The following is a 13438-nucleotide window of genomic DNA, read 5'->3' as shown; positions in this document are numbered from 1 at the left end:
TCACCGCGGCGCGACGTACCCGCCCGGCACCCCGTCCGGCGACAGCACCAACTGCCACAGCTGCGCGTGCCGGCTGCGGAAGGTCGCCATCGACGCGGCCAGGTAGAACCGCCACATCCGCCGGAAGCGTTCGTCGTAGCGCGCATCCAGCCGCTCCCAGGCGCTTTCGATGTTGTCGCGCCAGGCCTGCAGGGTCAGGTCGTAGTCGGCGCTGAAGTTATGCCAGTCCTCGATCACGAACCGGCCTTCGGTGTGTTCGGCGATCTGCCGCGCCGAGGGCAGCATCGAATTGGGGAAGATATACTTGGCGATCCACGGATCGGTATGGCTCACCGACTTGTTGCCGCCGATGGTATGCAGCAGAAACAAGCCGCCGTCGGCGCTGTCGCGGTCCAGGCAGCGCAACGCGACGTCGAAATAGGCGTCGTAGTTCTTGACCCCGACGTGCTCGAACATGCCCAGCGAAAAGATCCGGTCGAAGCGCTGGCTCTTGCCGTCGAGGTCGCGGTAATCCTGCAGGCGGAATTCGATCGGCAGGCCCTTGCACAGCTCGCGAGCGAACTCGGCCTGCTCGTGCGATACCGTCACCCCGACGCCGACGATGCCGTAGCGCTCGGCGGCGAACTTCAGCGCCTCGCCCCAGCCGCTGCCGATATCCAGCACGCGCATGCCCGGCTTCAGGCCGAGTTTGCGGCAGACCAGATCGAGCTTGGCCTCCTGGGCGGCGTCCAGATCGCGCAGCGGCTGGCCCTGGCGGTCGCGCCAGTAGCCGCAGCTGTAGACCAGGCGCTTGCCGAGCATGGCCCGGTACAGATCGTTGCCCAGGTCGTAGTGGCGCTCGCCGACGGTGAAGCTGCGGCGGTGGCTCTGCAGGTTGATCAGGTGCGCGCGCAGGCCGTCGAGGATCGCGGCCCAGCCGTGCACTTGTTCGTCCACGTGCGCGCGCAGCAGCCGCACCAGCAGTTGGTCCAGCGACTGCGCGTTCCAGCTGCCGTCCATGTAGGTTTCGCCGAGCCCGAGCGAGCCTTGCGCGATCACCCGCGGGTAGAACTCTTCGTCTTCGACCTGGATGTCCCAGGGGCGATGGCCGCCGACGCGCACGTCGGCCAGTTCCAGCAATCCTTCGACTCGTTTACGCAGCGACGCAAGGGGCATGACGGCCTCGGGGTCAGGGTCTGGGACGACCTGCTACTGCCTGCGCATTGCGATTGGGGCGCGTTGCGCGCTCATCCTGAGGCGACGTTGTCGTCGCGGTGTCCTGTGCGCGGGGTTCGCGCATGGCGGCACGATAGCAAAGCCGCTGGGCGGGGATGTGCCGGATCGTGTTGTTTGCGGCGAACGCTGCGTTGCTGTTTTGCTTCTATCGATGCGAGAGCGCGCTTGCCCTCATCCGCCCTTCGGGCACCTTCTCCCGCAAGCGGGAGAAGGGCAAAGCCACGCTTTGGCTTTGGAGCCCCTCTCCCGCTTGCGGGAGAGGGGTTGGGGTGAGGGCCGCTCAAGCCCCGCCGACGAACAACGGCCGATACGCCGGCGCCAAATGCGGCAACAACACCGCCGCCGGCACCTCGACCATCTGCGTCCCATCCGAGTACGGCCCGACCTCATACGGCGCGAAGATGAACTTCAATCCGCTGAGCTTGCCGTCGGCCGAACGCACCGGCTCGAACATGGCGAAGTTGGCAGGATCCGCCGCGGTGCCGTCGTCGATCATGCGCCCGCCGGTTTCGATCTGCTCGGCCCGCACCGCCGGCGCCAGATCGTCGGCGTCGATACGCTGCGACAAGGCCGAATGCAACTGCTCGCGCACGAAACGCGAGACCGCGTCCCAGCCGGCCTTCTGCGGGATCAGTTCCTCGGCCTTGAGCAACTTGTTCTGCTTGGGCAGCCAGACGAAGCGCGCGATCAGCGGCGCGGCGTGGGCGCCGCCGGTGTAGCTGCTGCCGTCGGCGGACACCGCCATCATGTCGGGCGAATCGAGCACGTCGTCGAAGGTCAGCGACAGCTCGTACGGCGACGGATTTTCCTTGGCCGTGCGGCCGCTGGCGGCTTCGATCAGCTCGGCGCGGGCGCTGTCGGCGTAACGCTTGATCTCGCGCGCCAGCGCCGGGTACTTGGCCGCCTGGGTGTCGTAGGTGATGCCGACCACGTAGTTGGGCGTGGTTTCGACCAGTTCCTTGAGTTCGACCGGGCCGTCTTCGCTCGCCACCGGCGCGGGCAGACCGGCGGCGGGCGTGGCGGCCGGCGCGTTGGCGGCCGGCGGCGGCGTGGCTTCCTTCTTGCAGGCCGCCAGGGCCAGGGCAAGCAGACAGACGGCGGTAACGCGCTTCATACAGCGATCCTTGTGGTCGGACGTCCATGGGATGTTTCGCGCGACATTATCGCGCAAAGCGTGATGTCCACATCTAGATCGCCGACCGCAGAAGCTCGCGGTCACGCCCGCTCACGCGCGGGTTTTGCGTCCGTTCACCACTCGCTGCGGTGCGGCAGCAAGCCTTGCAGTTCCGGGTCGGTGAGATTGCGCCATTGGCCCGGCTTGAGATGGCCCAGCTTGACGTTGCCGATGCGCACGCGCAGCAGCTGCTTGACCCGGAAACCGAAGTGCGCGGCCATCAGACGGATCTGCCGGTTCAAGCCCTGCACCAGCACGATCCGGAAACCGAAGCGGCCGAGCTTGCCGGTCTTGCACGGCAACGTGGTCTGGCCGTGGATCGGCACGCCGCGGCTCATGCCGCGCAGGAATTCGTTGCTGACCTCGTGGTTCACCGCGACCAGGTATTCCTTTTCCAGCTTGTTCTCGGCGCGCAGGATCTCGTTGACGATGTCGCCGTTGCTGGTCATCAGGATCAGGCCTTCGGAATCCTTGTCCAGGCGGCCGATCGGGAAGATCCGGCGGTCGTGGCCGACGAAGTCGACGATGTTGTCCTTGACCGTGGACTCGGTGGTGCAGACCACCCCGACCGGCTTGTTGAGCACGATGTAGACGTGCTGGCGCTTGCCCTTGGCCGCCACGCGCACGCGCAGGATTTCGCCGTCGATGCGGACTTCGTCGCCCTCGCCGACCTCGCTGCCGACCCGGCCGCGCACGCCGTTGACGGTGACCCGGCCTTCGGCGATCAGGCGGTCGGCCTCGCGGCGGGAGCAGAAACCGGTGTCGCTGATGTGTTTGTTCAGGCGCATGGCGGACAGCATGCCGGAAAACCGGCCTGCGGAAGATCGGGGGGCGCGTAGGCTGGCACAGACGCCGTGGATTGGCGAGCGCGGCGGCCCGGATAGGCGATTTTCGCGCCGAATCGATTCATTCGGGCCGCGGGGCCGCCGCCCTGGCAGGGCCCGCGGGCCCTGCCGATGCTCGAACCTGCCCGCTCAGGCCAGCAGCTGCGAGTACTCGGGATGGCGCTCGGCCCAGGCGGCGGCGTACGAGCAGGCCGGGCGAACCTTGAGGCCCGCGCCGCGGGCGTAGTCGAACGCGGCCTTGACCAGATGGCTGGCGATGCCGCGGCCGCCGATCGCCTCGGGCACGCCGGTGTGGGTGATGACCAATTGGTCGCCGCGCATCTGGTACTCCAGCAGCGCCTGCACGCCGTCGATCTGGGTGACGAAGCGCTGCTGGTCGCGTTCGTGGCGAACCTCGACGGGATTGGAAGAAGCGGACATGCAAACTCCTGCGATGAAAAAGCGGCGCCTGGGCGCGAACCGGCCGGAACCGCGCGAAGCGGCTCCGGCCTTGGGCGCGATCAGCGGTTGTCGCGCTTGCCCTGGTTGTGGCGGTCCTGGGTGCTGTGGGAACCCTGGATCGCGTCCATCCGGCTCTCGGCCGCATGCAGTTCGCCGGCCTTCTGCGCCGCGCTGTCCGACTGCGGACCCGGCTGCGGCACATGCCCGTGCTGGCCGTCGAGTTGCTGCCACGGCTGCGCTTCGCGCGCCTGCTCCTGCTTGGCTTCCAGCAGCCGGCGGGTGTTCTCCAGCGCTTGCTCCGGGGTGATGTTCGAAGCGAACGGCGCCGCGTCCTCGGCGGCATCGGCCGCTTCGCTGTCGACGGCACGATCTTCATCCGCGCTCGCCGCGACTTCGGCTTCGGCCGCGGTTTGCGCCGCGCCCTGAGCGGCGACGCTGCCGGCGGCGCCTTGCGCAGCGCTACCGGACTGGTGCGACTCCGACAGCAGCGCGGGCGCTGCCGATTCGGAGGCGACTGCCGCGGCCGCGAGCGAACCGGCCGGCACCGACGACGGCGCTTCCACCGCCGGCTTGGGCTTGCGCGCGGCCTTGGGCTTGGCCGGCGCGGCGACCGGCGCGGGCGCGGCTTGAGTCGCGGCCGGGACGCTTGCGACCGGAGCGGCCGCAACCGGGGTGCGGCGCGCGACCGGCTTGGACTTCACGCTGGCCGGCGCGGCTTCGGGCTTGGCCGAAACCGGCTGCGCGGCGGGCTTGGCTGCCGGCTTCTTCGCCGCCGAAACCGTCGCTTGCTTGGCCTGCGCCTGCTTCACCGGCGCTTGCTTGATCGCCGCCGGCTTGCTTGCCGTCTGCTTCGAAATCGCCGGCTTCGGCGCCTGCGCGATCTGCTTCTTTACGACCGCCGGAGCCTTGGCGGCCTGCTTGTTCGCCGCCGGCTTGAGCACCGGCTTGCGCGTATTGGGCTTGGCGACCGCGCGCTTGGCGACGGCCTTGTTCGCGGCGCTCTTGGCGGCCGCGGCCTTCTTGGCTACGGGCTTGCGCGCGGCGACCTTCTTCGCGGCCGCCTTCTTCACTACCGCTTTCTTGCCCGCGGCCCGCTTGGCCGGCGCCTTCTTGGCCGCGACCTTCTTGGTCGCCGCTTTCTTGACTACCGCTTTCTTGGTTGCGGCTTTCTTGGTTGCGGCTTTCTTGCCCGCGACCTTTTTGACCGCGAGCTTCTTGGCCACCGGCTTCTTGGCCACGACCTTCTTGCCCGCGCCCTTCTTCGCTGCGGGCTTGTTTACCGCCGCTTTCTTGGCCGCAGCCTTCTTGACCGGCTTGACCGCGCTCTTCTTGCTCGCGCTCTTGCCCGCGGCCTTCTTCGCCACGGCCTTCTTGCCCGCCTTGCTCGCGGCAACGCGCTTGACCGCTTTTTTCGCGGGTTTCGCTGCGGACTTGCCGGCTTTCTTGATCGCCATACTTAACTCCTCGTCGAGTGTTCCGAATGTGCGAATGATAGCGGCTGCCCCTGTAACCACATCAGCCTGTGCGCTAACGCAGTATCCGTGTTAGCACGCGCAACCTTCATGGTGGGTGAGCGAAGGTGAGCGCCGCCGTTGCGCGCGCCGGTGAGCGCAAGTGAGAGTCGCCGCGTCGCGTCACGCGACTGATCATGGCCGGCCTGTGTTGACGTCTCGCGTCACTTTTTCGCCTGTCAAGCTAGGGAAAACCCTGGCATGGAATGTGCTTGGAACTGTGAGTAAGTCCACATTTCGATTGAGCAGGGGATAGCAGATGACGCGCCATATCGATCAATACAGCGACGACGTCCATACCAACGCGGTCATCGCCCGCCTTTACGAAATGGCCCGGACCGGCGAAGCCGACGACCGCGAGCTGCGCGAGCTCGACGCCGAGATCCAGGCCGGCCTGGCCGCGGCCTACGGCGAAGGCGAGCGCGTGTTCGACAATCCGATGGCGGCCTGAGCCATCGACTCCGCTGCGCGGCCCGCGGGCCGCGCCAAGGCCCCGCCGCAACGACGGCGCCGCGCGCCGCGATCCGGCCGCATCCAGTAACCGCGACCGCGACGACATCGCGGCCGACGCCGAGCCATCGGCTCTGAAACCACGCTTCTCCCCTGCCCCGGCCTCGCCCGGGCCAGAAACGACAACGGCGGCCGTAGCCGCCATTGTCCGCTCTAACCGCGGCGCCGCGCGCCCGCGCAGGTCAGCCGAAAAAGCTCGGCAAACGCGGGTTGGCCAGCTTGCTCAGGAACAGCAACCCCACCCGCGGCTCCATCAACAGCATGAACAGCAAGCCGTAGATCGCGCCCGACAGATGCGCGTTGTGGTTGATGCTGTCGCGGCCGCGCTTGTCCATCCAGTACGAATACCCGACGTAGGCGATCGCGTAGACCACCGCCGGCACCGGGATCACGAACACGATGATCCAGCTCCACGGATCGACCAGGACGAAGGCGAACAGCACCGCCGAGACCGCGCCGGACGCGCCCAGGCTGACGTAGCCGCTGTCCTTGCGATGACGCAGGTAGCTGGGCAGGATCGCGACCACGATCGCCGACAGATAGAACACCAGGTACATCGCCGGCCCGACCAGTTGGCCGAACACGTTCTCGACCGCGCGGCCGAAGAAGTACAGGGTGATCATGTTGAACAGCAGGTGCATCCAGTCGGCATGCACGAAGCCGTGGGTCAGCAGCCGGTCGTACTGGTGGAAACGCTCCACCCCCGGCGGCCACAGCACCAGCCGCTCGAACATCCGGCGTTTCTCGAACGCCTGCCACGACACCAGCACGGTCACGGCTATCAGGACGAAGGTGATCATGATCGGGTCGGGCTCGCAGGGTTCAAAGGATCGGGCGCGGGGAATCGAAGCTCAGCCATCGGCCGCGGCGGCTCACGCCGCGCGGTAATGGTCCTGCATCGGGTAGGTGCGCGCGTACAAGGCGAACGCGGCCGCCGCGAGGAAGGCGAATCCGGCGAAGAAGAACATCAGGAAGGCGTTCTCGCTCAGGCCGGTGGAGACGATGTGCGAGGTCACCGACTCGTTGCGCACCGCCGCGTTGGTCAGCATCACCCACAGATTGCCGAAGGTGCTGGTGAGGTACCACAAGGCCATGATCACGCCCTTCATCGAGTGCGGCGACTGACTGTAGGCGAACTCCAGCGCGGTCGCCGAGACCAGCACTTCGCCGAAGGTCAGCAGGATGTAGGGAAGGATCTGCCATGCCAGCGACATGGGGTGGCCGGCGTCTATATACAACTGCAGCACCGCCGCGACGACCCAGGACAGGCCCGAGATCGCGATGCCGAAGCCCATCCGCCGCAGCGGGGTCGGATTGAGCCCGATCTTGCGCAGCGCCGGGTACAGCACCAGGTTGTTGAACGGGATCAGCAGCATCACCAGCAACGGGTTGATCGCCTGCATCTGCGAGGCCGCGGCCTTGGCCCCGCCTTCGCCGGAGATCAGCCAGCTCGGCCACCACCACAGGTCGGTCGGCACCACCATGCGCTGGCCTTGCAGCACCCAGGTCGAGGCCTTCTGGTCGAACAGCGACCAGAACGGGGTGACGAAGGCGAACACGATCAGAATCCGCAGCACCGCGCGCACGCCGTCCACCGCCGCGTCCGGGTGCTTGCCGCGGGCGCGGTCGAGCTGCAGCGAGATGCCGTAGCCGCCGAAACCGATCAGCAGGCCCAGCGCCATGCAGGCGCTCTTGACGAAGCCCAGACTCGGGATCAGCGCCAGCGCGCCGGCCGCCAGGGCCACGCCGATCGCCGCCACCGCCACGCCGGGATTGCCCTGCCCGTCGGCCTTGGCGGTCAGCGCGGTGCGGGCGACGTTGAAGAACGAATCCGGGTCCGGCGCATGCCGGGTCGGCGGCACCATCACATAGCGCTTGCGGCCCAGCCAGAAGATGAAGGTGGCCAGGAACATCAGCGCGCCGGGAATGCCGAAGGCCACCGCCGGGCCGTATTCGCGCAGGAAGATCGGCATCAGCAGCGATGCGAACAACGAGCCGAAGTTGATCGTCCAATAGAACGCGTCGAACACCAGCTTGGCCTTGTGCTTGTTGCTCTGGTCGAACTGGTCGCCGCAGAACGACACCACCAGCGGTTTGATCCCGCCGGCGCCGAAGGCGATCAGGAACAGGCCGGTGTAGAACCCGGCCTGGTTGTGCTCGAACAAGGCCAGACAGGCGTGGCCGGCGCAGTACACCAGCGAGAACCAGATGACGGTGTTGTATTTGCCGAAGTAACGGTCGGCCAGCCAGCCGCCGAGCAGCGGGAAGAAATAGGTGCCGATCATGAACGTGTGGAACACGTCCTTGGCCATGCGCTCGCGCTCGGCCAGATCCTGGGTCGAGGCCATCAGCAGCGTGCCGACCAGGAACGAGACCAGGATGTTGCGCATGCCGTAGAAGCTGAAGCGCTCGGCCGCCTCGTTGCCGATGATGTAGCCGATCTGGCGGGGCATCTTGCCCTGCGAATCGGTGGGAACGGGGGCGGTGGCGGCTTGGCTCATCTACGGCGGTCTCGTCGTCGGGTCGGGGCGCGCGTTCCGTGCGAGGCCCGGGCGCCAAGGCGCCTGGGCGGGTCCAGCCACACAGCCTAACCGATCGCCCCCCGCCCCGGTTTGGCCGCGCCGGGCCGGGTGCGGGCGGGCCGCATTCAGATCGACGGCTCGCCGATCTGCAGTTCGTACTCGAAGTTCTGCAGCATCCGGCCGTAGCGGCCGTCGACATCGTTGGCGTAATTGGCGCCCACCACCAGCCGGTGCCTGCCCGGCGGCAGCGGCGGCAACAGCAACCAATAGCCGTCGGCGGCGGCGTGGAAGTCGGTTTTGGCGTCCGCCGCCGGGCCGCTGTCGCGGCGCTCGGCATAGGGATCGAAACAGCGCGAAACCAGCCGCAACGGGCGCCCCAGCGGCTTGCCGTCGAGCAAGGCCACCGCGCTGACCAACGAATCGTTGTTGACCGCCGCCCGGGCCTTGAGCTCGGCGCAGCCGGCCGCGTCCTCGCCGGTTCGCGCAGCGGCGTGGTACATGTTGATGACCGGAATCAGCAGGTGCTTGCCGAGCGGGATCTGGCAGCGGCGCTTGGCGTCGAAGCGGCCGTTGGTGCCGGCCAGGAACCAGACCGGACCGTCTTCGTCCTGATCCGCCGCGCACAGGCTGCCGTCGCGGTCCAGGTACGGCGCCATGCCGGCGGGGAAACCCAGGGCCCAGCGCCACCAGCGCACGGTCCATTCGGCCGGCGCAACCCCGCCGACGGGCGCGGGCGGCGCCGCGACCGGCTCGGCCGCAATGGCCGGGACAGCGACCGCGGCGAACGCCAGCGCGGCCGCGGCGGCGAGCGCGGCGACGGGATGCCGGCGCGCTCGGGTGCGGGTGTGGGCGGCGAAGGCCGGTGCATCCATTCGATCGTTCTCCAGGAAAAGGGTCGCTCAGCGTCGGCGAGCGGCGCTCACGCCCACTCGCTCAAGCCTTCGCGCCGATACAGCTCGGCAAAGGTCGGCCGCGCCTTCATCCGCCGCGCGAACTCGGCCAGATGCGGCCACTGGTGCGCCGGCTTGGGAGTATTGCGCGACCAGCGCATCAGCATGGTCAGATAGAAGTCCGCCGCGCTCAAGCGCTCGCCGAGCAGGTACGGCCCGTGCTGGGCCAAGTGCGAATCCAGCCGCTCGCAGGCGGCTTCGATCTGCGCCTGCGAGCCGCGCCGCACCGCTTCGTCGTCGGCCTGCAGATCCCAGGGATACCACCACAGCCGCAGCGGCGCCTGCAGCGCGCTGGCCAGGTAGAACATCCACTGGTTGTACTGCGTGCGTTGCGGGTGCTCGGGCGGCGGCGCCAGGCCGGCATCGGCGTGGCGATCAGCCAGGGACATCGCCAGCGCCGCGGCCTCGAAGCGCGGTTGGCCGTCGACGATCAAGGTCGGCACCACGCCGTTGGGATTGAGCGCCAGATACTCGGGGCTCTTGTGCTCGCGCGCATCGATGTCGACCAGACGCAGTTCGTGCTCCAGCTCCATCTCGATCAGCAGCCAGTGGACCAGCAGACTGGCGGCTCCGGGGTAGTAGTACAGCGTATACATGCGCGGACATCCTGGCGGCGGAGGCGTCGGATTCTAGGCCATGCGCGGCGCGTTCGCCGGGCGCACGGGATGACTACTGTCACGACCTGACAGCAGCGCAAAGTCCGCACACGCATTGCCCGCCGCGATCCCGTAGATTAGACCGCCGCGGCCGAACGCCCGCGCTGGCGCGTGCCTTCGCTTCGCCGCCCCTCTCCGCAAGCTGGATGTCCGCAATGACCGATCGCATGCCCCGTTCCCTCCGTCTGTCCCGCGGCCTGCTGCCGCTGGCCCTGACCGCCGCGTTCGCCGCGCCGGCGTTCGCCACCGACGCGCTGACCACCGTGTCCGAGCGCAGCGGTTTCGTCAAAACCGGCCGCTACCAGGAAGTGATCGAGCTGTGCGCGCAGTTCGCCCGCCGCTATCCCGACGCGGTGCGCTGCGAGGATTTCGGCACCACCCCGGAAGGCCGGCCGATGAAGCTGCTGGTGGTCACCCGCAGCGGCGCGTTCACGCCCGAACAGGCGCAGGCGAAAAAGCTGCCGGTGATGCTGATCCAGGGCGGCATTCATTCGGGCGAGATCGACGGCAAGGACGCCGGATTCCTGGCGCTGCGTCAGGTCCTGGAAGGCCAGGCGGCCAAGGGCGCGCTGGACAAGCAGGTGCTGTTGTTCGTGCCGGTGTTCAACATCGACGGCCACGAGCGCTTCGGCCGCTGGAACCGCCCCAATCAACGCGGCCCGGAGGAAATGGGCTGGCGCACCACCGCGCAGAACTACAACCTCAACCGCGACTACCTCAAGGCCGACGCGCCGGAAATGCAGGCGATGCTCAAGCTGTTCGAGCGTTGGGACCCGCTGGCCTACATCGACCTGCACGTCACCGACGGCGCCAAGTTCGAGCACGACGTATCGATCCAGGTCGAACCGGTGCACGCCGGCGACCCGCCGCTGCGCGCGGCCGGCACCGCGCTGCGCGATGGCGTGATCCAGCGCCTGGCCAAGCAAGGCTCGCTGCCGTTGTCGTATTACCCCTCGTTCGTGGAATCCGACAATCCCGCCTCCGGCTTCGAAGACGGCGTGCCGCCGCCGCGGTTCTCGCACGGCTATTTCTTCCTGCGCAACCGTCTGGCGATGCTGGTGGAAACGCACTCGTGGAAGGACTATCCGACCCGGGTGCGGATCACCCGCAACATCATCGTCGAACTGCTCAACCAAGTCGGCGCGCACGGCGCCGACTGGCGCGCCACCGCGCTTGCCGCCGATCAGCGCGCGCTGGCCCTGGGCGGGCAGAACGTCCCGCTCGATTACAAGGTCAGCGACAAGGTCCGCACCGTGGCGTTCCGCGGCTACGCCTACACCCGCACGCCGTCGGAGGTGTCCGGCGCGCTGATGACCCGTTACGACGAAACCAAGCCGCAGATCTGGAACATCCCGCTGAAATACGACATCCAGCCGGGCCGACAAGTCGCCGCGCCGCGCGGCGGCTATCTGGTGCCGGCCGCGCAGGCCGCCTGGGTCGCGGCCAAACTCGATCAGCATGGCGTGAGCTATCGCCGTCTCGACTCGGCCCTGGCCAAGGCGCAGGTCGAAACCTTCCGCGCCGACAAGGCCGAACTGAGCGCGCAATCGGTGGAAGGCCATCAGCGCGCCACCCTGACCGGCCAGTGGAAACCGGAGACGCAGGACCTGGTGGCCGGCGCGCTGTTCGTGCCGATCGCCCAGGCCAAGGCGCGGGTGGCGATAGCGATCCTGGAACCGCAGGCGCCGGACTCGCTGGCCGCGTGGGGCGAGTTCAACAACGCCTTCGAACGCAAGGAATACATGGAGGATTACGTGGCCGAGGACGTGGCCCGCGAAATGCTCAAGGATCCCAAGGTCAAGGCCGAGTTCGAGGCCAAGCTGCAAAGCGATCCGGCCTTCGCCAAGAGCCCGCAGGCGCGTCTGGATTTCTTCTATCGCCGCCATTCGGCTTGGGATACGCGCTACAACCAATACCCGGTGCTGCGGACCGAGTCGGTGCCGAACTGATCGGCGACAACGCGCGGGGGGCGCCCCCCGCGCCTTTTTCATCGACCGCCGCTCCGCCATGGCCTACCTGCAGGAGCGGCGCAAGCCGCGACCGCGAAATACCGCCTACGCCGAAGGTTCGCCGCAGCTGAGTTGTCGCGGTCGCAGCTCGCGCAGCTCCTACAGTCGCCCCTTCCAGCGGACGCGGCGCAACCGCCGCGGCGATCTCTTCGGTTAATCCGGCCGAAGGTATCCTCGCCGTGTCCTTCGCACGGGAGATCCCGCATGCATTCGCGAATCGCTCCGCTGTCCGTCCTGTCCGCGCTGCTGCTGGCGGCCTGCGCCCAACCGCCGGCTCCAACGGCGAAACCGACTGCGGCGACCGCCAAACCGACGCTGGCGCTGCGCGCGGTCGGCACCGAGCCGGGCTGGGCGGCGGAAGTGCACAGCGGCGAGCCGGCCCGGATCTCGCTGCAACTCGATTACGGCGAACGCAAGTTGCAGGTAGCGCGCGCCAGCGCGACGCCCGACGGTTACACCGGCCTGGCCGACGACGGCAGCGCGGTGAATTTGAGTTACCGGCGCGAAACCTGCAGCGACGGCATGAGCGATCGCGACTATCCGGCCAGCGTATCGCTGCAAGTCGGCGACAAACAGTACAAGGGCTGCGCGGAGTTGCCGACGCCATGACGCCGACTCGCGCCCTCATTCGCCGGCTGCGCCACGTCGTTCAGGCCGTTGCCTTGTCCGCCCTTGCCGCCTTCGCCGCGACCGCATCGGCGGCGCAACCGACGCCGGCGAAAATCACCATCCCGGCCGTCCCGGTCAACGTGCTCACCCTCAACCTGTGGCACGACAAAGGCGATTGGCCCAAGCGCCGCGCGCTGATCGTCGAGCAGATCGAGCGGCTGCAACCCGACCTGATCGCGCTGCAAGAAGTCTTGCAACGCCCGGGCCTGCGCAATCAGGCCGAGGACATCGCCGAAGCCACCGGTTACCAAGCGCGCTTCGTCTCGGTCGACCCGCCGCAGGCCGAGCGTCGCTACGGCAACGCGATCCTGTACAAGCCGCCGGCGTCGGCGCAACAGACGAAAAACCTCGAACCGCTGAGCGATTACCGCACCGCCGCGCACGCCAGCAAAATATTCGACGCGATGCACGCCGGCGTGGATTTCTACGCGACCCATCTGCACAACGAGCGCGACGGCGGCGACATCCGCCGCCGCCAGATCGCCAGCCTGCTCGAATTCATCGACGCCACTCAGAACAACGGCGGCGTCATCGTCGCCGGCGATTTCAACAGCGACGCCGATTCGCCCGAACTCAACGCCCTGCGCGCGCGCTACCGCGACGCCTTCGCCCAATTCCAGCCCAAGCTCGCCGCCGATCCCAAGCGCGCCACCACCCTCAATCCGGCCTACCTGCCCGCTCAGCGGATCGACCACGTGTTCTACGACCCGAAGCGTTTCGACGTGCTCGACGCGCGCATCGTCTTGAACCAGGCCCGCGACGGCGTCTGGGCCTCGGATCATTTCGGCCTGTTCGTACGACTGCGCCCGACCCATCCGCTGCAATCGCCCGGCTTCAAGCCTGCCGACAGTCATTGAACTGACACACCGGGCTCCTAGCGTGGGTCGATTCCCCCGCCCCGCAGGAGCCCCGCATGATCCGATCCGCCCTGACCGC

Annotated in this window: 13 protein-coding genes; 4 read left to right on the top strand and 9 right to left on the bottom strand. The window is 67.8% G+C overall.

What is annotated here, in order from left to right; translation table 11 throughout:
- The 5 genes from cfa to V7787_RS50250 form a co-directional block, all read right to left on the bottom strand.
- Positions 1-1155, bottom strand: a complete 1155-nt coding sequence (cfa, locus tag V7787_RS50270) for a cyclopropane fatty acyl phospholipid synthase (RefSeq protein WP_336095039.1) — start codon at positions 1153-1155, stop codon at positions 1-3.
- A 340-nt stretch (positions 1156-1495) separates the two neighbouring features.
- On the bottom strand, positions 1496-2329 hold the full coding sequence (locus V7787_RS50265; protein WP_336095038.1) for a DUF3298 and DUF4163 domain-containing protein: 834 nt from the start codon (positions 2327-2329) through the stop codon (positions 1496-1498).
- 134 nt (positions 2330-2463) lie between these two features.
- Positions 2464-3189 (bottom strand): pseudouridine synthase, encoded by a 726-nt coding sequence (locus V7787_RS50260; RefSeq protein ID WP_336095037.1) that lies wholly within the window; start codon positions 3187-3189, stop codon positions 2464-2466.
- A gap of 174 nt (positions 3190-3363) precedes the next feature.
- Positions 3364-3654 (bottom strand): GNAT family N-acetyltransferase, encoded by a 291-nt coding sequence (locus V7787_RS50255; RefSeq protein ID WP_336095036.1) that lies wholly within the window; start codon positions 3652-3654, stop codon positions 3364-3366.
- A gap of 80 nt (positions 3655-3734) precedes the next feature.
- Entirely contained in the window at positions 3735-5129 is a 1395-nt protein-coding gene (locus V7787_RS50250; protein WP_336095035.1) for a histone H1-like repetitive region-containing protein, read from the bottom strand.
- A 316-nt stretch (positions 5130-5445) separates the two neighbouring features.
- Between V7787_RS50250 and V7787_RS50245 the strand changes: the two genes are divergently transcribed.
- Positions 5446-5637: a hypothetical protein gene (locus V7787_RS50245; RefSeq protein ID WP_336095034.1), complete on the top strand. Its 192-nt coding sequence runs from the start codon at positions 5446-5448 to the stop codon at positions 5635-5637.
- A gap of 241 nt (positions 5638-5878) precedes the next feature.
- Here V7787_RS50245 and V7787_RS50240 read toward each other — a convergent pair whose 3' ends face one another.
- From V7787_RS50240 to V7787_RS50225, 4 genes are all read right to left on the bottom strand, one after another.
- A complete protein-coding gene (locus V7787_RS50240) occupies positions 5879-6496 on the bottom strand; it encodes a rhomboid family intramembrane serine protease (RefSeq protein WP_336095033.1) in 618 nt (205 codons plus the stop codon).
- 72 nt (positions 6497-6568) lie between these two features.
- Complete coding sequence (locus tag V7787_RS50235; RefSeq protein ID WP_336095032.1) at positions 6569-8197, bottom strand: POT-type proton-dependent oligopeptide transporter; 1629 nt, start codon at positions 8195-8197, stop codon at positions 6569-6571.
- Between the two features lie 146 nt (positions 8198-8343).
- Positions 8344-9090 (bottom strand): hypothetical protein, encoded by a 747-nt coding sequence (locus V7787_RS50230; RefSeq protein WP_336095031.1) that lies wholly within the window; start codon positions 9088-9090, stop codon positions 8344-8346.
- A 47-nt stretch (positions 9091-9137) separates the two neighbouring features.
- Positions 9138-9764 carry a glutathione S-transferase family protein gene (locus tag V7787_RS50225; protein WP_336095030.1) on the bottom strand — a complete coding sequence of 209 codons (627 nt, stop codon included), beginning with the start codon at positions 9762-9764 and terminating at the stop codon, positions 9138-9140.
- A 227-nt stretch (positions 9765-9991) separates the two neighbouring features.
- Here V7787_RS50225 and V7787_RS50220 point away from each other — a divergent pair, with 227 nt between their 5' ends.
- The 3 genes from V7787_RS50220 (at position 9992) to V7787_RS50210 (ending at position 13359) form a co-directional block, all read left to right on the top strand.
- Positions 9992-11773, top strand: coding sequence for a M14 family metallopeptidase (locus V7787_RS50220; protein WP_336095029.1), 1782 nt, complete (start codon positions 9992-9994; stop codon positions 11771-11773).
- Positions 11774-12037: 264 nt separating this feature from the next.
- A complete protein-coding gene (locus V7787_RS50215) occupies positions 12038-12442 on the top strand; it encodes a hypothetical protein (RefSeq protein ID WP_336095028.1) in 405 nt (134 codons plus the stop codon).
- The gene (locus V7787_RS50210) at positions 12439-13359 is read left to right on the top strand and encodes an endonuclease/exonuclease/phosphatase family protein (RefSeq protein ID WP_336095027.1); all 921 of its coding nucleotides are present in this window, start codon (positions 12439-12441) and stop codon (positions 13357-13359) included. Before V7787_RS50215 ends, V7787_RS50210 begins: the two co-directional genes overlap by 4 nt.
- Positions 13360-13438: the final 79 nt, after the last annotated feature.

This window comes from Pseudomonas sp. CGJS7 (genome assembly GCF_036961695.1).
The sequence above is the reverse complement of the archived record's forward strand: the minus strand, read 5'-3'. Positions and strand labels throughout refer to the sequence as shown.

Excerpts from the sequence above, each read along its gene's own strand:
- V7787_RS50235 (WP_336095032.1), bottom strand. The coding sequence starts at position 8,197 with ATGAGCCAAGCCGCCACCGCCCCCGTTCCCACCGATTCGCAGGGCAAG.
- V7787_RS50230 (WP_336095031.1), bottom strand. The coding sequence starts at position 9,090 with ATGGATGCACCGGCCTTCGCCGCCCACACCCGCACCCGAGCGCGCCGG.
- V7787_RS50225 (WP_336095030.1), bottom strand. The coding sequence starts at position 9,764 with ATGTATACGCTGTACTACTACCCCGGAGCCGCCAGTCTGCTGGTCCAC.
- V7787_RS50215 (WP_336095028.1), top strand. The coding sequence starts at position 12,038 with ATGCATTCGCGAATCGCTCCGCTGTCCGTCCTGTCCGCGCTGCTGCTG.
- V7787_RS50250 (WP_336095035.1), bottom strand. The coding sequence starts at position 5,129 with ATGGCGATCAAGAAAGCCGGCAAGTCCGCAGCGAAACCCGCGAAAAAA.
- V7787_RS50265 (WP_336095038.1), bottom strand. The coding sequence starts at position 2,329 with ATGAAGCGCGTTACCGCCGTCTGTCTGCTTGCCCTGGCCCTGGCGGCC.
- cfa (WP_336095039.1), bottom strand. The coding sequence starts at position 1,155 with ATGCCCCTTGCGTCGCTGCGTAAACGAGTCGAAGGATTGCTGGAACTG.
- V7787_RS50260 (WP_336095037.1), bottom strand. The coding sequence starts at position 3,189 with ATGCTGTCCGCCATGCGCCTGAACAAACACATCAGCGACACCGGTTTC.
- V7787_RS50220 (WP_336095029.1), top strand. The coding sequence starts at position 9,992 with ATGCCCCGTTCCCTCCGTCTGTCCCGCGGCCTGCTGCCGCTGGCCCTG.
- V7787_RS50255 (WP_336095036.1), bottom strand. The coding sequence starts at position 3,654 with ATGTCCGCTTCTTCCAATCCCGTCGAGGTTCGCCACGAACGCGACCAG.
- V7787_RS50245 (WP_336095034.1), top strand. The coding sequence starts at position 5,446 with ATGACGCGCCATATCGATCAATACAGCGACGACGTCCATACCAACGCG.
- V7787_RS50210 (WP_336095027.1), top strand. The coding sequence starts at position 12,439 with ATGACGCCGACTCGCGCCCTCATTCGCCGGCTGCGCCACGTCGTTCAG.
- V7787_RS50240 (WP_336095033.1), bottom strand. The coding sequence starts at position 6,496 with ATGATCACCTTCGTCCTGATAGCCGTGACCGTGCTGGTGTCGTGGCAG.